The following is a 15,081-nucleotide window of genomic DNA, read 5'->3' on the forward strand; positions in this document are numbered from 1 at the left end:
GACATTGTGCAACAAAAACCTCTGGCCTACCGCAAGCGGTAACATGGTAAGGAGTGTGCAACCCTTGGGATATTTACGTCATGGCCTATTCCTGGTTTAAAGCGCTGCATATTATTGGGGTGGTGGTCTGGTTTGCCGGTTTGTTTTACCTGGTGCGCCTGTTTATCTACCACGTGGAAGCCCAAACCCAACCGGAACCAGCCCGGAGCATCCTCCAAGCTCAGTATCATTTGATGGAAAAACGTCTGTATAACATTATTACAACGCCCGGCATGGTCCTTACAGTAGCCATGGCGATTGGGCTACTGGCGCTTGAGCGTTCCTGGTTGCGGGAATGGTGGTTGCACTGGAAATTGGGGTTGGTCGCACTGTTGCTGGCCTACCACTTTTACTGCGGGCGGTTGCTGCGGCAGTTGGAGCAGGGCGCCTGTCGCTGGACCAGTGGGCAACTGCGGGCTTTTAACGAAGCGCCGACAGTCTTGCTGTTTGTGATTGTGTTGCTGGCGGTGTTCAAAAATGACTTTCCAGTGGGGGTGACCACTTGGGCGGTAGTGGGTTTGGTCGTGGCGATGGGGATCGCAATCCAACTGTACGCGCGTTACCGGCGTTTGCGGGCTACCCCTGGTGCAGTAACAGCGTCAAAATCCCCTGCTGGCCCAACAGAATCTCCCGCAGGAAGCTGACGATCCCCACCCAAATCACCGGCGTGATGTCCACCCCTCCTAAAGGCGGCACCAGACGGCGGGTTGGAGCCAAAAACGGTTCCGTGGGTAAGTAAATCAGAACTAGGGGAAACCGGCGCAAGGGCACCTGGGGGTACCAGGTCAGGACAATGCGCAACACAAACGCCAGGATGTAAAAGGCCAGTACTGGCCCAATGACCCACGTTGTCCAAAACTGTAAGTCACCCATTGTCTTTCGCTCCTACACCTTAATCGCCTGGGGAACCGCCTGGGCTGCCACCACCCGCTCACAGCCCGATTGGGGCCTCGCCCACTGATAGCGATATTCCTTGGGGTCGCCCCAGCACAAGCCCAGGTACAACTCCGTGCGCGTCGCATCCAACTCCAGCCATTCCGCCTGCGCCATCGCCGCCGTGAGTTCAGCAACGGTTGCCAGACGGGGCTGGGGATGGAGCCACCAGTAGCGCAACCCCTGGGTCTGTCGCCACCAGAACTCCGCAATGGCCGGTTTGGCCTGCATCAACCGCTCCTTGTCCCCCGCAATCGCGCACAATTGCCCATGCACTTCCGGCACCTCAATTGTCTCATCTCGGAAGCGGCAGGTGCGCCACACCACCCCAGAAACCCCCTGCTGGCGTTGATATTCGTGGACCTGCGCCCGGAAGTCCTCAAAGGCAAACACCATGCTTAACCGCTCAGGGGGAATCGCCAGGGCAATCACCGAATGACCCACCCGTTCCCGCGCCGATGGGAGCCAGCGTTGCCCTTGCCAATTGGCCTGCAACTCCCGCTCCAGAATCTGAATCAACTCGGCGGTGGTGTACGGCATGGGCCAACAGCGATGGGTCCTAGTCTAAATAGCCCATCAGTTCATCCACCGGTGGGTCCACTTGGTTGGGTGCCACTGGCCGCCCCATGATCACCTTGGTCGGTTTCACGAGCGCCCCGTTGGATTCCTGGGTGGTTGCCAGCGCCCCCGCTGGTGGCATGGGCTTCGTTTCCGCTTGCGCTTGTGTCATCCCTTGCAACTCCAGAATGTTTTTATGCTTCTTATATCTTAGGCGCAAGGGAAGAACCATTGCCGGTTGCCAATCCATCAGAAGAAGTTAAAGAAAGTATTAAAAATTCAAATCACTGTGAACAAGGGGTAATTTTAACGACAGCTGCTTTACAAAAGCTAGGCAAGGGCCACCCAGCCCGTCAGAATGGGAGTAGTCTCTGTAGCGCGAGCCATGACTCCACGTCTATTCAGCCCAGCAAACTACTGGCCGCTTGTGGTGGGTTTAACCCTGATGTTTTGGCTGGGGGCCACGCTCGTGTTGGACCTGCTGGTGATGCCAGGCCTGTATTGGGGAGGGCTGATGCACCAAACTGGCTTTACCAGCTTCGGGTACCTAGTGTTTGGCTGGTTCAACCACGCGGAACTGTTGCTGGCTGCCCTAATCATGACCAGTGTATTGGCCCAGAGTTTTAACCCGCCGCGTCACTACCGCTGGGGCCTGGTCTTAGCCGGCCTGCTGGTAGGGATCACGCTGCTGTACACCTACGTGTTGACGCCCTGGATGGGAGAAACCAGTCTGATGTTGAACTGGTTAACCGATGACAACACGGTGCCGGCCCAGATGAAATGGCTGCACGGCGGTTATTTTGCCTTAGAAACCCTCAAGGTCCTGGTGGGTGGTGCCCTGCTCTGGTGGCAGTGGCGTTATACGCTGGCGAACTAGAACAGGGGGGGAATCAGGAGTAACCCCGCAACGCCCAGCGCCGCCAATGCGGTAACCAACACCGCCGCCGCTGCACAGTCCTTGGCGATGCGGGCCAGGTCGTGGTAGGTCTGGCCGACGGTGAGATCAACAACGGCCTCCAGCGCGGTGTTCACCAGTTCCAGGGCCAGCACCAGGCCAATGGTGAGGACAATGATGGCGGTTTGGGTCAAATTCAGATGCACCCAGGCGGCCCAAACCAAGGCGATGCCGCCAATTACCAAGTGAATGCGGAAATTGCGTTGGCTGCGACCGGCGTACCACAGGCCTTGGCCAGCATACCGAAAACTTTGCCACAACGTGCTGCGACCAGGTGCAAAGCGCGGAGAACGACCCACAACCGACGACGCCATAGTGGTATCCTCACACTCGGTTAGCCACTAGTTTAGCAATGCCCTGGCGAGACCTCCTGCATCCCCGCTTGCTCCATACTGGTCCCATCACGGATTTGGATGTGGGCAGGTTGCAAGCGGCGGGCATTCGGGGAACGGTGCTGGACGTGGACGATACCCTAGCGCCTACCCACGAGGAGGTGCTCACGCCGGCGGTCATTGATTGGGTCGGGCACCTCAAAACGCTTGGCCCTGTTTGGCTGGTGAGCAACAATCTTCGTACCCGGCGGATCCAAGCCATTGCTCGCCAGGTGGACTGTCCCTACATTGCCAGCGCTGCTAAACCCTCTCGCCGTAAGCTCCGCCAAGCGCTCCAGCAGATGCAGTTGCCCCCGGAGCAAACGGCCATGATTGGGGACCGTCGTCTCACGGACATCCTGGCGGGGAACCGCCTGGGGATGTACACCGTGCTGGTGCAGCCGATTGCACCGCCCCACTGGTCAACCCTGCGCAACCTAGAGGACTGGTTGATCGCCCGCCTGCTATGAACAGTTACAGGTTGATGACTTGATTACAAAATGTCTCCGGGGTGTTCCAGGTCCGAGAAGCTAGGGGAATAATGGAAGTAAGTCCGTAATTATACTGATGAATGGTGGGGTGTAGGGGGAATAGGGATGGCTAAACCAATTGGCGAGTACTTGGTAGAGGCTGGGTTATTGGACCAGTCCCAGGTGGAGGAAGCCTTAGCTGAGCAACGGGTGACCGGAAACCGCTTTGGGGATATTGTGGTTGCGCGGGGCTGGCTCCAACGCCAGACGATTGAGTACTGGATGAAAAACGTGATCATTCCCCACCGGCGAGCGACCCAGCCGCCCCAGCCGTCCGCAGGCGCAAAGTTCCAGCGCAAGCCGCCAGCACCGCCGCCGTTACCGCGGGTTAAACCCCCAGAAGAGACGCTTATTATCGGGATGGAGTCGGTTTCGGTGCCGCCTCAGCCTTTGCCCAAAGTCTCGGACCCCCAGCACCAGGAAACTCTGATCCTGGATTGGAAAGATTTACCACCGCTTTAGGCAAGCCCCACCAACCGTTCGCTGTAGCTCCACAACCGCTCGGCTAATTGGGGGTCGGTTGCCTGGGCGGAGAGTTTTTGAATGAAAGGCCGGCCATCCTTGCGCTGGCGGTTGCCCCAGCTCCAATGCACCCGCGACGGACGAAACCCTGGCTCAGCCACCACCTGGGCTACTCGTTCTCCGGCTAGCGCTTGGGATACGTACCCACCCGTGACGTACTTCTGGAACAGGGGAAACAGGGTGCGAAACAGCGGGAAATGGTGACGAAACAGCGCGGTGTCCGCCACACACCCCGGATACAGAGAGCTAAAGGTAATGCCCGTGGCCTCGTGGTAACGGCGATGCATCTCCCGCGCCATAATCATCAGGCACAGCTTGCTATCTTTGTAGGCTTTCCCCGGCTTGAAGGGCTGGCCGTCAATCATGGCAATGGGGTCCTTGAAGCCGACCTCCAGCCCCACCAAATCCCCCAAATCCGCTGGCGCCGGGATAGGAATTTTGCCCCCCAGTTCCTCGCGGTTTGCGGTCACGGTGCCCACCACGACCAACCGCCGGTCCGGGTCGGGATTGGCCCGCAAATCCTGGAGCAACAACTGGGCCAGGAGAAAATGCCCCAAATAGTTGACCGCCACATTCAACTCGTACCCTTCGGCGCTGCGCAGGGGTGCTTTCAACAGGGGCATGTAAATGGCGGCATTGCACACCAGCGCTTTTAAGGGACGACCGAGACGACGAAAGTCCTCGACAAACTGCCGCACGCTCGCCAGCGATGCCAAATCCAAGGGCAAAACCGTGTACTGCTGGGGGGATAGATTCAGTTGTTCGGCTGCCTGCTTCATCTTATCCAGGTTGCGGCAGGCGCACACCACGAACCACCCCCGCTCGATCAAGGCTTTGGTGGCGTACAACCCGACCCCCGACGATGTACCGGTAATGATGACGGTAGGGCTGGCAGCAGTCATACATGTACCCTTTCGCAACGCACCTACCGATTGTAGGCGGGCGCCTTCCCCACCGTTCCCCAACCGTTAGGAATTGTTAGATGTTTGATAAATAACTTAAAAAGGAAGACGAGACCAGGGCCGTTATCCTGGAGACAGGAAACCCACGCCATGACCGTACCGAGTCCTACCGCCTGGTGGGAAGTGATCATTGAGTGCGCGCCGCCACTGGAGGAGATGGTGTTCTGGCGGTTGCAGGAGTTGGATTGTCGCAGTACGGCTACAACCTATGGTCCCGACGGCGTGCGGGTGACAGCTTATGCCCCCCAGACTCAGTACCATCCCCAGCACTGGGAAGCGCTCCAGGGATTGTTACAGGAGGACGCGCGGGAGGTCAGCCAGCCGCCGCCCCAGGTGCGTTGGCAATTGATGGACAGCCAGGACTGGTCGGCCCACTGGAAACGCCACTGGCAACCCCAACCGGTGGGGGAACGGCTGTTGATCCAACCGGCCTGGTTGCCCGTCCACAATCCCGAAAACCGGCTGGTGTTGCGCCTGGACCCTGGATTTGCCTTTGGCACGGGCAGCCATCCCACTACCCGGTTGTGCCTGGAAGCGCTGGAGATGCGGTTGGACAAACGCTGGGGCTCCACCGACCTGGTGATTGCCGACATCGGCTGTGGGTCCGGCATCCTGGCGATTGGGGCCGTGCTGTTGGGGGCCAAGCAGGTCTATGCAGTGGACATTGACCCCCTGGCCATTGCCACCACCCGCCAAAACCAGGCGTTGAACCAGATCAAAGGGGAACAACTGGTGGTGGAGCAGGGGAGTTTAGCCCGCCTAGCGGAACTCCTCTCGCAACCCCTGGACGGCTTTGTGTGCAATATTTCTGCCGAGACGTTGATAGCGATGGCTCCCCACTGGCGGATGGTCAGTCACGCCAAAACCTGGGGCTTGCTGAGCGGGTTTATCGGCGAGCAACTAGATGCGGTGACCAAGGCCGTGAGCGACCAGGGGTGGATGGTGGCGGCGGTACGCCAATCCCAGGAGTGGTGCTGCTTGCACATCCGGCCCGACCCGGATTACACAGGGGGGATCACCCCGGTGGTACAGTAAAAGGTAGTGGGGCGTTGCAAGGTGGTCTATGTCAGCCGTACTCAGCCAGTTAGAACCGGCACCCAAGGATCAAATCACGCTGTTTCAACCCTATTTCCCCAGTGGCAACAAACGTGAAATCCTGCCCTTCGCCCTGAGTCTCTACCGCTTGGGGAACTTGGAGGGCGAACGCTACATTGACGGCGGCGACGGCATTCCCTTTGTGGCCACCTGGAACGTCTCTAGCATGCCTTTGGATTTGAGCCGTTGCCAGATGCAATTTGAGGGTAACCCCGACCTCACCTACGACATGGTCATTACCAACTACGAATTCGTAGGGTTTTTGGTGGATCTGTTAATTCACTACAAACGCACTCAGCGAGTGGATTTTCCCCAGGAGTTCTACCGGCGACTGCTGAATATCGCCACCGAGGAGAAAAAACCGACCGTTCCGCCCGCCTGAAATTACAGGTCAAAGGGGCCATCCACAATAACCGTGCCATCACCGCAGGCGATTTCCCCCCGCCGAGCGATGGGGTCAGCCCCAGGGCGAAAGATGGGGTCGGCAGGGCGAAACCGTCCGGCAGTGAGCGCTTGACAGACCACCATGGTCATCCGGTTGGGGCCGCTTGCGGCTGGGTCTAAAAAGATGGCGCTCACCAGGGGCTGCAAACGGCGGTTGAAGGGAATGGCGTACAGATAAGCCCCGCGGCTGGTGGTGCGAATGCCGTAGTCGTAACCACGTGGTAGACGGACGCCCGCCAGGCGCTCTAAAGGGGCCAAGGCCGCGGTAAAGCGCCGGTTTTGCCGGTAGTAGATTTGTTGGGCGCGGGTGACACGACTCAAGGCCTCCCAGACCGGACGTTGGGCGAAGGCAGCACGACCTCCTAAACCCAGGAGCAGGACACCTCCCAGTAGGGCGTATTTCCAGAGCATGGGTGGACAAGTAGCGAAGCGCTTAAGCGCATATTACAACAGAAGTAGAGACGCACTGGAGACAGGTTCTATGGCGCAACTCCTCACCCCTGAAGAGATCAACGCCCAGGCGGCAACCCTGACCGGTTGGCGGGTGGAGGGCAACACCTTGAAGTGGGAACACCGGTTTGCCGATTTCGTGGCGGCTATGAACTTTGTCAACTCCCTGGTGGAACCGGCAGAACAAATGGGCCACCACCCCGATATTTTTATCTCCTACAATCGCGTGGCCATTACCTTGACAACCCACGACGCCGGCGGCCTAACCCAGAAGGATTTTGACTTGGCTCGCCAGATCAGCCAGCGCCTGCAAAGCGCATGACATTTGCGGCTAAATGTATCGTATTTTACCGTGAATTGGCTTTACAGGGAGGATAACCTGCCCTTAAACTAAAACATAATGGGGTTCATGAGTTCCTTGGGTTGAAAGGAACGGAATTGACCTATAGTTCAACTGTTGTCTGTATGGGTGTGAGGTGAAGCCATGTCCAACAAGTGGGCGCTGAACTTACTGGCAGTTGGGTCGCTAGCGACGGGTTTTTCTCTAGTCATGGCTGGGGAAGCCCAGGCTCAGGTCACGACCCAGAATGCGCGGGATGCCATCCGCCAGGTGCGGCAGTATGTGCGGGATTTGCAGGAGGACAACGAGCTGGGGCAGGTGACGTCGGTTTCGGAGTTTGTAGATGTGAAGCCGACGGACTGGGCTTTCCAGGCGTTGCAATCACTGGTGGAACGGTACGGGTGTATCGTGGGGTTGCCGACCAAACCCCCGACCTATCAGGGCCGCCGCGCGACCACACGCTATGAGTTCGCAGCCGGGTTGAATGCCTGCTTGGACCGGATTAATGAATTGATTGCTTCGGCTACCGAGAATCTGGTTACCAAGGAAGACATGAAGTTGATCCAGCGCCTGCAGGAGGAATTTGCGGCGGAATTGGCGCTGCTGCGGGGCCGGGTGGATACGTTGGAGTCGCGGACGGCGACGTTGGAAGCCCAACAGTTTTCGACCACCACCAAGCTGACAGGGCAGGCGATTTTCAGCGTACAGGGGGCGTTTGGCACTCGAGACAGAGCTGTTCCTCGAGGAGTCCCACAGGGTAGCTTGAACAGTGTACAGGATGCTGTTACCTTTGGCTATCGGGTGAACTTGACGTTCAATACCAGTTTTACAGGGAAGGATTTGCTCGTCACCAACCTGCAGGTGAACGACGTACCGTTTGGAGTGGCACCAACTACTAATGCTTTCGTTGCAACCGGAACGAACAGCGCCAGTTTGAGTTATGGGTTTCTCAACGGGCCAGCGGGCGGCGGTGTTAACCTAACCTTTTTGAGCTATACCTTCCCGGTACTAGCGGACAAGGGCAAGATTGCTATCACAGCGACCGGCGGCGGGGTGAATGATATTGTGGACACGCTAGGGCCACTCAACGATGATGGTCAAGGGGCGTTGTCTGGGTTTGGCCTGCGAAACCCTATCTACAACCAAAACGGGGCGTTAGGGGTTGGAGCTGCCTTCGCTGTAAACTTCCTGGATGACAAATTGAATTTCAGCCTGGGTTATCTGGCGAACGGGGCAGGGAGTTTAGGAGCTTACTCTCCCGACAGCGGTTTATTTGGTTCGTCCTATGTAGCCTATGCCCAGCTCACGGGCTATCCCCTGGATAACCTGGGATTGGGATTACTCTACGTGCGGGGCTATAGTGACCCGGCCTTTCCGCTGAATTTGGGCGGGTTTGTGGGAACTCAATCGGTAGATGCGCTGACGGCAGCGGCCCGAGTATCGGCGGATAATTTGGGCTTCCAGTTCAAGTGGCAACCGCTCAAGAACTTCATCTTAGGCGGCTGGTTCGGTGCAACATGGTTCCGGGATGAGGAACGGGGCTTCGATGCGAATGGCACGGCGCTGAACTACGCGCTCGCGTTTGCTTTCCCCGATGTGGGAACGCGGGGGAGTCAAGCCCAGATTGTGGTAGGGGCACCACCCTACCTCAGCGGGAGTAGCGGTTTGGTTGCCAACGGCTTTGTCAACCGCCGCAGTGACGATGTACCCATCCTGCTAGAGGCTTCCTATCGGTTTAAGTTCTCCGAGTATCTCTCCATCACACCCGGTATCATCGCTATCTTCAACCCGGAGGGCAATCGGGAAAACGAAACGGTGCTGGTGGGGGCGATTCGGACGACCTTCAGCTTCTAACACCTCTACTTGAACTCAACGTAGGTTACCCCTCGGCTGTAGAGGGGGTTTTTTTTCTGGATCGCATGGCGGGGCCCCGACCTTAGTTTTGCTCTAAGCTGCTTAGCTACAAAGTGGTCAGGAGCGTTAAGCGGACCGAGCAATGCAACCGTTGCCCGATTACCCATCGCAATGGCAGTGTCTCCTGCAGAACCTAGGGGAATGGCGGGGAACATTTTGCGATGTTTCGCCAACAGGGGAGTGCTTGTCCGAACGCCCGAGCCTGGTGACGTTGGAAGCCTTGGACCAGGGTGCCACCATCCGCCAGAGCATTTGCGTGGATGGTCATGAACGGGTGCTGGTCTATCGCACGCTGGGGCGGGGCATTTTACTGTTTGCTGATGGCGCTTTTTCTAATGGGTCGCTGCAGTGGGGACCGTTTGGGGAATTCGGCGCGGAATTGGGCCTGATCTGGGGAGACCGGCGGGTGCGTTGCGCCATCGTTTACCACAACAGCGTTTTAGACCGGTTAACCCTGATCCAAGAGCAACGGGCCAGCACGGAACCTGTCCCAGGTGGGTATCCACCGGTAACCCAGCTCTACCCGGATTGGCGGACGCCCACGGCGCTCGCGGGTCAACTCACGCTGACCTGGGATGGGAAAACGGCCAACCTGCAGGCGGACATGGAGACCGAGAGGTGGACCTGGACCGGCCAACGCCAAGGAGCAAATTGTTACGAAGGACAAGACCATCGCTTGCTCCAACTGCAACCGGACTTGCAGGTATTTGCGCCGCTGGTTATCGCGCGGGGTCGTGCCTTTGGCCTGGGATTGATATGGCAAGGGCAAGCCCTGTGGCGGCGTTATGATGAGCGGGGTGCCTGGACCGATCTGACCCAAATCCGGCGGGTGCAGTTGGTTGCTACCCCAGGGGAATAGTATGATGGTTTGTAAACGTTTGTTCAACGCTGGGCACTCCCATGACGGACGATCTCCGGGCAGTTCTGGAACTGGCAACGGTGGAGGAGTTACAAGACTTGACGCAAATTTTGTTCAGTCGTCGCTTTAACCCGCTGGACTACCTGTGGACGCCGACGCCGGAGATGGTGCAGTCCCAAGACCGGGAGGCCTGGCTAGATATGCTGGCGGCGCGGTTGCGGTTTCTGGCGGCAGACGGGCTGACGGTGCTGCGGGGTCGGACCGATGAACTGAGCTACCGCGACATCCTGCTGCGGGTGGGTCAATACCTAAAATTGCCCTGTACAGCGGAAATGAGCGTGCAGGATTTGGAGTCGGAGATTTTCCTGCATGTGCTGCAACGGTCGTGGCATCGCCTACCAGCGGAATTGCAGACGGAGTTGGGGCACGAATTGACCGGACCCTGGCAACGGGAAATGGTGCAGGCATTTTTGCAAAAAGGGAGTGTGGTGGCGCTGGGGTCGGTATTGCGGGCGCTCCTGCTGAAAAAACTGGTGCGTTACACAGCCCTTGTCCAGGGGGCGCGGCTGGTCATGGTGCGGGGGATCACGGCGCTGCTCGGACCTGTCCTTTGGGGCTGGTTTTTAGCGGAGTTGGGCTGGAGCGCCATTGCCACAAACTATGGGCGGGTGATTCCGGCGGTATTGACCCTGGCCCAGATCCGGCTATTGCGGGATGAATCGTTAACTTGGGCACCCGCGTAGATTGGTTGGCCATTGGCCTGGGGCTACTGCCGTTTTGGTCGGTGCCAGCCTTGGCCCTGTGGGCTGGTGAGATGGTGACTATTTGGGGACGTCAGGGCTGCGTTTTACTCCGCAACCGGGACACCTGGCAATGGTTGCTTTTGACCGCTGGATTCCTGTGGAGTACGTGGCAATCGCCAGCGCCTAGGGAGGCGTTGCTGGGTCTTGGCAATTTCGTGCCGTTTTTTGCCTTTTTCCTGGCGTTGCGCCCCTATTTGACCCCAACCCGGCTGCAGGTGCTCCTGACCGTCATGGCCAGCACCGGGGTGGCGGTGACAGCGATTGGTCTGCTGCAGGCGACGTTTCCCTATCCCTGGACCCTGACGCTCCTGGGGGTGGAAATGAACTGGCATCCCCGCATTCCCGGACGGGTTGATTCGGTCTTCAGCGACGCCAATGTCATGGCGTCCTACTGCGTGATGGTGTTGTTTGTGCAACTGGGGCTGGCGGTTCAAGCGCCGGCAAAGTCCTGGACGCGCTGGGGCTGGGGGATGGCTGCAGGTTTGACGGGGCTGGCGCTGGTGGGAACCCGCTCCCTCAACGGCCTGCTGGTGGTGTGGCTCCTGGGGCTGGGACTCAGTTTGGCCTATCGGCGCTATGGGTTCAGTGCCTTGCTGCTGCTGCTGGGATTGGCGGTGGTGGGGGCGGGTTGGGATTGGCCAGGCTGGCGAGCGGTCGTCCCGGAGGTGCTATGGGGGCGCATCCCGAAATACCTCAGCGGCCAGGCGGAAGACCCGCGCACCACCCAGTGGCAGATTGCCTGGCAGGCCTTTTGGCAACGCCCCTGGTGGGGCTGGGGATTGCGTGCGTTTCCCACCCTGTATCACCAGGCGACGGGCCGTTGGGTCGGCCATCCCCATAACCTGTGGGTGATGCTGCTGGTGGAAACCGGGGTTTGGACCACGCTGGGGTTCACCTATCTGGTGGGACGGGTAGTGGTCCAGGCGTGGCGCCACTGGCGACAGGACCCCCAGCCCTGGTACGGAGCGATGGGATTGGCCTTTATCGGCGTGACGTTATTCCATATGCTGGATGTAACGTTGTTCGATGGGCGGGTCAACGGTTTGGCGTGGCTGCTTTTGACAGGCTTGGCCGGCGCGCGAGGCCACAAAAGTCCGCCGGATGGCGGCGCAGGTTGCTCATCGCCGTCCTCTTGGGAATAACTATTGGACTGCTCGGGCCAGGTACGCACTGGCTCATTCCTCGGATTCAGCAGTGGGAGTCCCTGGCGGGGTTTGTGGGCACGCTGGCGGAAGTGTTGGCCGGGGTGCTGGGGTTTACGATTTCCGCGGTGGCGATTGTGGTGCAGTTAAGCGCCGAGCGCTTCAGCCCCAAGGTCACTGAGCTGTTTTTGCGCGAGCGCGTCAATTGGCTGACTATCCTGTTTCTCATCCTGGCCAATCTCATCAGCGTTTGGAGCACGCTGGCCTTTGCCTTTGACCCCATGCCCTTTGGGTTGGTGGCCCTGAATTTGCTGTTGGGGAGTTTGTCGTTTATTGTTTTGATCCCTTACTTCATCTTTGTGCTGGACTTTTTGCAACCGGCCTCCATCATCCAAAATTTGGAGCGGCAAGTCCGCCGGGGGATCATGCAAAAACTGAGCAAACTCACGTTCCCCGAGGTGATTCACCGCAACCACCACCACTGTCTTTCGGCCCTAGGGGAATTTCGCTCGATTGCCATTAGCGCCATCCACCAGCGAGACCAGGCCATTGTTTTGGGGTGTTTGGAGAGCCTGCGGGATTTGGCTCTTTTTTACGGGGAGCACAAGCTCCAGTTGCCGGAGGCCTGGTTTCGCCTCACGCCCGCCGTCTATAAAGACCCCGATTTTATCTCCGTTGACGCCACAAAACTGCGGGAAATCGAGAAACAACGCCTGTGGCTGGAGGTCAAAATCCTGCGGCAGTACCAGGGCATTTTGACCAACTCCCTCCTGGTCTCGGCGGAAACCTGCACCTTGGTGGGCATTTGCACGCGGGAAATTGGCGAGCAGGCGCTGGATATGGGCCGTACGGAGGTGGTGCATTTGACGGTGAAATTCTTTAACACCTACCTGCGGGCGGTGCTTAACCAGCGGGATATTCGCGCTGGGTACAACCTGATCAAGCAATACCGGCTGTTGGCGGAACAAGCGCTGCTTCAGGGGTTTGATGCGATTGCCATCGAAATGGCCCAGCACTTCCGCTACTACAGTCTGATTGCCCACAAAACCGGCCTGTATTTCCTGTGCGAAGTGTTTGCCTACGACTTGGGCCAGCTGGTGCGCACCTGTGCGGAATTGAACGCCCACACCCACCAGCAATTGCTGGAGATTTTCCTCAAAGTGGACCAGGACCCCGAAAGCGAGCAGCAGGAGCAGTCGTCGCGGGGGGTGCGCAAATCCCAGGTGAAATTGGCCGCCTACTACCTCAGCCGCGGCCAGCGGGAATGGGCCGAACTCATTTTCCAAGACATGCAGCACGAACCCTACAGCCGCGTGCAAATCATCTATGAAGAGCTGCTGACCACTAGCGAAGACTTCTGGGAGTTTACCGACCGGGGCGAGAGTTTTTACTACCTCGAGCCGGAACTCCACCCCTACCTGCGGGAATTCTTCAGTTGGTTCGCCCCGCCAGCAACTCTGCTTCCGGGATGATTTCGTAATCTGCCGGCTCAATCAGGGATTGACCGGTCATCTCCGGCGGCTGGGGCAGCCCCAGGATCTGCAACACTGTCGGTGCCACATCGGCCAGACGTCCTTCCTGGCGGAGTCTCACATGGCCCCCGTGCCCGGGAATTTTCGCGCCTTCCCCTTCCACCACAATGAAAGGCACCGGATTGGTGGTGTGAGCGGTCCAGGGATGGCCCTGTTCGTCCGCCATCACCTCAGCGTTGCCGTGGTCTGCCGTGATGAGCACCGTTGCCCCCACGCGACTAGCCGCCTCCAGGACGCGCCCCACGCAGTGGTCTACCGTTTCAATCGCCGTCACCGCCGCCGCCATGTGCCCCGTGTGCCCCACCATATCGGGATTGGCGTAATTCACCACGATGAAGTGATAGGCTCGTGAGGCTAGGGCCTCCACCACCCTGTCTGTAACCGCTTCCGCCGCCATGGCCGGGGCTAAGTCGTAGGTCGCCACCTGCGGGCTGGGGACCATCACCCGGTCTTCCCCCTCAAACGGCTGTTCGCGCCCGCCGTTGAAGAAATAGGTGACGTGGGCGTACTTTTCCGTCTCGGCGGTGCGAAATTGCTTCAGGCCGTGCCGGGCAATCACTTCCCCCAACAGGTTGTTGAGATTTTGCGGCGGAAACACCACCGGCAGCCCCAAGCTGGGGTCGTATTCCGTCAGGGTCACCACGTCCAAAGGTTCGATCCGCTGGCGAGGAAACCCTTGAAACGCTGGGTCGACAAACGCCCGCACCAGTTGCCGCATCCGGTCGGGGCGAAAGTTGAAAAACACCACCCCATCTCCGGCCTGAATCGCGCCAGGAGCCAACCGCACCGGCGGGATAAACTCGTCCGTCACCCCATCCTGGTAACTCTGGCGGAGCAGTTCCATGGCGGAGATCCCCTTGCCCGGCCCGTCGGTGGTCATGACCTGGTAGGCCGCTTGCGTCCGTTCCCAGCGCTTGTCCCGGTCCATCGCGTAATACCGCCCGCTTACTGTGGCAATGGCACCGCTCCCCAAGTGGTCCAGATACGCCTGCACTCGCCCCAGGTATTCCTGCCCCGCCGTTGTCAGGGTGTCTCGCCCGTCCGTGATCGCGTGGACGCGCACCCGGTCAAACCCTTGGGCCTGGGCAAAGTCCAGTAACGCCAGCAGGTGGTCCAGGTGGGAATGCACCCCACCGGTGGAACACAATCCGACCAGATGCAAGTTGCCGCCCCGTTGGTGCAGCCGCTGCGCTAAACCCAGTAGCACGGGATGGCGCAGAAGCTCGCCAGCGGCCACCGCATCGGAAATGCGCACAAATTCCTGGGGAACGACTCGGCCTGCACCTAGGTTCAAATGCCCCACCTCCGAGTTACCCATCTGTCCCGCCGGCAATCCCACATCCCGGCCCGAAGCCTGCAAGAGCGTGTGGGGGTAGAGGTGCCACAGGCTGTCCATAACCGGTGTCGCCGCCTGGGCAATGGCATTGGCCGTCGGGTCTTCTCGGTACCCCCAACCGTCCAGGATCACCAACACAACTGGGGCCGTGGGATGGGACATAGGCAGCTCTCGTGCGCGATGGATGCTGCTCTCCATAATACTACTCCCAAGGCGGCACCCAGATTCGAACTGGGGAATGAAGGTTTTGCAGACCTCTGCCTTACCACTTGGCTATGCCGCCAGCTATTTGGCTA

General features: G+C 58.8%; 19 protein-coding genes and 1 tRNA gene. 12 read left to right on the forward strand and 8 right to left on the reverse strand.

What is annotated here, in order from left to right; translation table 11 throughout:
• Positions 1–80 precede the first annotated feature (80 nt).
• Positions 81–683: a protoporphyrinogen oxidase HemJ gene (gene hemJ / locus NZ705_01015; GenBank protein MCS7291542.1), complete on the forward strand. Its 603-nt coding sequence runs from the start codon at positions 81–83 to the stop codon at positions 681–683.
• On the opposite strand, the gene NZ705_01020 is transcribed toward hemJ, so the two are convergent.
• The 3 genes from NZ705_01020 to NZ705_01030 are packed head-to-tail and all read right to left on the reverse strand — an operon-like array spanning position 616 to position 1,702.
• On the reverse strand, positions 616–912 hold the full coding sequence (locus tag NZ705_01020; protein ID MCS7291543.1) for a YggT family protein: 297 nt from the start codon (positions 910–912) through the stop codon (positions 616–618). The two genes, hemJ and NZ705_01020, sit on opposite strands and share 68 nt — an antisense overlap.
• A 12-nt stretch (positions 913–924) precedes the next feature.
• The gene (locus NZ705_01025; protein MCS7291544.1) at positions 925–1,512 is read right to left on the reverse strand and encodes a hypothetical protein; all 588 of its coding nucleotides are present in this window, start codon (positions 1,510–1,512) and stop codon (positions 925–927) included.
• Positions 1,513–1,531: 19 nt separating this feature from the next.
• On the reverse strand, positions 1,532–1,702 hold the full coding sequence (locus NZ705_01030; protein ID MCS7291545.1) for a hypothetical protein: 171 nt from the start codon (positions 1,700–1,702) through the stop codon (positions 1,532–1,534).
• 213 nt (positions 1,703–1,915) lie between these two features.
• Between NZ705_01030 and NZ705_01035 the strand changes: the two genes are divergently transcribed.
• On the forward strand, positions 1,916–2,407 hold the full coding sequence (locus NZ705_01035; protein MCS7291546.1) for a hypothetical protein: 492 nt from the start codon (positions 1,916–1,918) through the stop codon (positions 2,405–2,407).
• On the opposite strand, the gene NZ705_01040 is transcribed toward NZ705_01035, so the two are convergent.
• Complete coding sequence (locus tag NZ705_01040) at positions 2,404–2,799, reverse strand: diacylglycerol kinase family protein (protein ID MCS7291547.1); 396 nt, start codon at positions 2,797–2,799, stop codon at positions 2,404–2,406. The two genes, NZ705_01035 and NZ705_01040, sit on opposite strands and share 4 nt — an antisense overlap.
• A gap of 38 nt (positions 2,800–2,837) precedes the next feature.
• Here NZ705_01040 and NZ705_01045 point away from each other — a divergent pair, with 38 nt between their 5' ends.
• Both NZ705_01045 and NZ705_01050 read left to right on the forward strand, forming a co-directional pair.
• Positions 2,838–3,326 (forward strand): YqeG family HAD IIIA-type phosphatase, encoded by a 489-nt coding sequence (locus tag NZ705_01045; protein MCS7291548.1) that lies wholly within the window; start codon positions 2,838–2,840, stop codon positions 3,324–3,326.
• A gap of 126 nt (positions 3,327–3,452) precedes the next feature.
• Complete coding sequence (locus NZ705_01050; protein MCS7291549.1) at positions 3,453–3,848, forward strand: hypothetical protein; 396 nt, start codon at positions 3,453–3,455, stop codon at positions 3,846–3,848.
• Here NZ705_01050 and NZ705_01055 read toward each other — a convergent pair.
• Positions 3,845–4,810 (reverse strand): protochlorophyllide reductase, encoded by a 966-nt coding sequence (locus NZ705_01055; protein ID MCS7291550.1) that lies wholly within the window; start codon positions 4,808–4,810, stop codon positions 3,845–3,847. The genes NZ705_01050 and NZ705_01055 overlap by 4 nt on opposite strands.
• A gap of 150 nt (positions 4,811–4,960) precedes the next feature.
• Here NZ705_01055 and prmA point away from each other — a divergent pair, with 150 nt between their 5' ends.
• On the forward strand, positions 4,961–5,905 hold the full coding sequence (gene prmA, locus NZ705_01060) for a 50S ribosomal protein L11 methyltransferase (protein ID MCS7291551.1): 945 nt from the start codon (positions 4,961–4,963) through the stop codon (positions 5,903–5,905).
• A 28-nt stretch (positions 5,906–5,933) separates the two neighbouring features.
• Positions 5,934–6,347, forward strand: coding sequence for a hypothetical protein (locus tag NZ705_01065; protein ID MCS7291552.1), 414 nt, complete (start codon positions 5,934–5,936; stop codon positions 6,345–6,347).
• A 2-nt stretch (positions 6,348–6,349) separates the two neighbouring features.
• Here NZ705_01065 and NZ705_01070 read toward each other — a convergent pair whose 3' ends face one another.
• Complete coding sequence (locus tag NZ705_01070; protein MCS7291553.1) at positions 6,350–6,820, reverse strand: type IV pilin-like G/H family protein; 471 nt, start codon at positions 6,818–6,820, stop codon at positions 6,350–6,352.
• Between the two features lie 70 nt (positions 6,821–6,890).
• Between NZ705_01070 and NZ705_01075 the strand changes: the two genes are divergently transcribed.
• The 6 genes from NZ705_01075 to NZ705_01100 all read left to right on the forward strand — a co-directional run bounded on the left by NZ705_01075 (position 6,891) and on the right by NZ705_01100 (position 13,389).
• Complete coding sequence (locus NZ705_01075) at positions 6,891–7,181, forward strand: 4a-hydroxytetrahydrobiopterin dehydratase (GenBank protein MCS7291554.1); 291 nt, start codon at positions 6,891–6,893, stop codon at positions 7,179–7,181.
• Positions 7,182–7,343: 162 nt separating this feature from the next.
• The gene (locus tag NZ705_01080) at positions 7,344–9,053 is read left to right on the forward strand and encodes an iron uptake porin (GenBank protein MCS7291555.1); all 1,710 of its coding nucleotides are present in this window, start codon (positions 7,344–7,346) and stop codon (positions 9,051–9,053) included.
• 142 nt (positions 9,054–9,195) lie between these two features.
• The gene (locus NZ705_01085) at positions 9,196–9,972 is read left to right on the forward strand and encodes a DUF3598 family protein (protein MCS7291556.1); all 777 of its coding nucleotides are present in this window, start codon (positions 9,196–9,198) and stop codon (positions 9,970–9,972) included.
• Positions 9,973–10,013: 41 nt separating this feature from the next.
• The gene (locus NZ705_01090) at positions 10,014–10,715 is read left to right on the forward strand and encodes a hypothetical protein (protein MCS7291557.1); all 702 of its coding nucleotides are present in this window, start codon (positions 10,014–10,016) and stop codon (positions 10,713–10,715) included.
• A 5-nt stretch (positions 10,716–10,720) separates the two neighbouring features.
• Positions 10,721–11,917 (forward strand): hypothetical protein, encoded by a 1,197-nt coding sequence (locus NZ705_01095; GenBank protein MCS7291558.1) that lies wholly within the window; start codon positions 10,721–10,723, stop codon positions 11,915–11,917.
• Positions 11,908–13,389, forward strand: a complete 1,482-nt coding sequence (locus tag NZ705_01100) for a DUF2254 domain-containing protein (GenBank protein MCS7291559.1) — start codon at positions 11,908–11,910, stop codon at positions 13,387–13,389. Before NZ705_01095 ends, NZ705_01100 begins: the two co-directional genes overlap by 10 nt.
• On the opposite strand, the gene gpmI is transcribed toward NZ705_01100, so the two are convergent.
• Both gpmI and NZ705_01110 read right to left on the reverse strand, forming a co-directional pair.
• Positions 13,349–14,947, reverse strand: a complete 1,599-nt coding sequence (gene gpmI / locus NZ705_01105; protein MCS7291560.1) for a 2,3-bisphosphoglycerate-independent phosphoglycerate mutase — start codon at positions 14,945–14,947, stop codon at positions 13,349–13,351. The two genes, NZ705_01100 and gpmI, sit on opposite strands and share 41 nt — an antisense overlap.
• Before the next feature lie 49 nt (positions 14,948–14,996).
• Positions 14,997–15,068, reverse strand: a tRNA-Cys gene (locus tag NZ705_01110).
• Positions 15,069–15,081: the final 13 nt, after the last annotated feature.

The sequence above is a fragment of the Gloeomargarita sp. SKYB120 genome (genome assembly GCA_025062155.1).
Taxonomy (GTDB): Bacteria; Cyanobacteriota; Cyanobacteriia; order Gloeomargaritales; family Gloeomargaritaceae; genus Gloeomargarita.

Bases quoted from the DNA above. Each gene is read 5' to 3' on its own strand.
- NZ705_01050 (MCS7291549.1), top strand. From the start codon at position 3,453: ATGGCTAAACCAATTGGCGAGTACTTGGTAGAGGCTGGGTTATTGGAC.
- prmA (MCS7291551.1), top strand. From the start codon at position 4,961: ATGACCGTACCGAGTCCTACCGCCTGGTGGGAAGTGATCATTGAGTGC.
- NZ705_01085 (MCS7291556.1), top strand. From the start codon at position 9,196: ATGCAACCGTTGCCCGATTACCCATCGCAATGGCAGTGTCTCCTGCAG.
- NZ705_01045 (MCS7291548.1), top strand. From the start codon at position 2,838: ATGCCCTGGCGAGACCTCCTGCATCCCCGCTTGCTCCATACTGGTCCC.
- gpmI (MCS7291560.1), bottom strand. From the start codon at position 14,947: ATGTCCCATCCCACGGCCCCAGTTGTGTTGGTGATCCTGGACGGTTGG.
- NZ705_01030 (MCS7291545.1), bottom strand. From the start codon at position 1,702: ATGACACAAGCGCAAGCGGAAACGAAGCCCATGCCACCAGCGGGGGCG.
- NZ705_01020 (MCS7291543.1), bottom strand. From the start codon at position 912: ATGGGTGACTTACAGTTTTGGACAACGTGGGTCATTGGGCCAGTACTG.
- NZ705_01040 (MCS7291547.1), bottom strand. From the start codon at position 2,799: ATGGCGTCGTCGGTTGTGGGTCGTTCTCCGCGCTTTGCACCTGGTCGC.
- NZ705_01090 (MCS7291557.1), top strand. From the start codon at position 10,014: ATGACGGACGATCTCCGGGCAGTTCTGGAACTGGCAACGGTGGAGGAG.
- NZ705_01035 (MCS7291546.1), top strand. From the start codon at position 1,916: ATGACTCCACGTCTATTCAGCCCAGCAAACTACTGGCCGCTTGTGGTG.
- NZ705_01025 (MCS7291544.1), bottom strand. From the start codon at position 1,512: ATGCCGTACACCACCGCCGAGTTGATTCAGATTCTGGAGCGGGAGTTG.
- NZ705_01080 (MCS7291555.1), top strand. From the start codon at position 7,344: ATGTCCAACAAGTGGGCGCTGAACTTACTGGCAGTTGGGTCGCTAGCG.
- hemJ (MCS7291542.1), top strand. From the start codon at position 81: ATGGCCTATTCCTGGTTTAAAGCGCTGCATATTATTGGGGTGGTGGTC.
- NZ705_01070 (MCS7291553.1), bottom strand. From the start codon at position 6,820: ATGCTCTGGAAATACGCCCTACTGGGAGGTGTCCTGCTCCTGGGTTTA.
- NZ705_01075 (MCS7291554.1), top strand. From the start codon at position 6,891: ATGGCGCAACTCCTCACCCCTGAAGAGATCAACGCCCAGGCGGCAACC.
- NZ705_01055 (MCS7291550.1), bottom strand. From the start codon at position 4,810: ATGACTGCTGCCAGCCCTACCGTCATCATTACCGGTACATCGTCGGGG.
- NZ705_01065 (MCS7291552.1), top strand. From the start codon at position 5,934: ATGTCAGCCGTACTCAGCCAGTTAGAACCGGCACCCAAGGATCAAATC.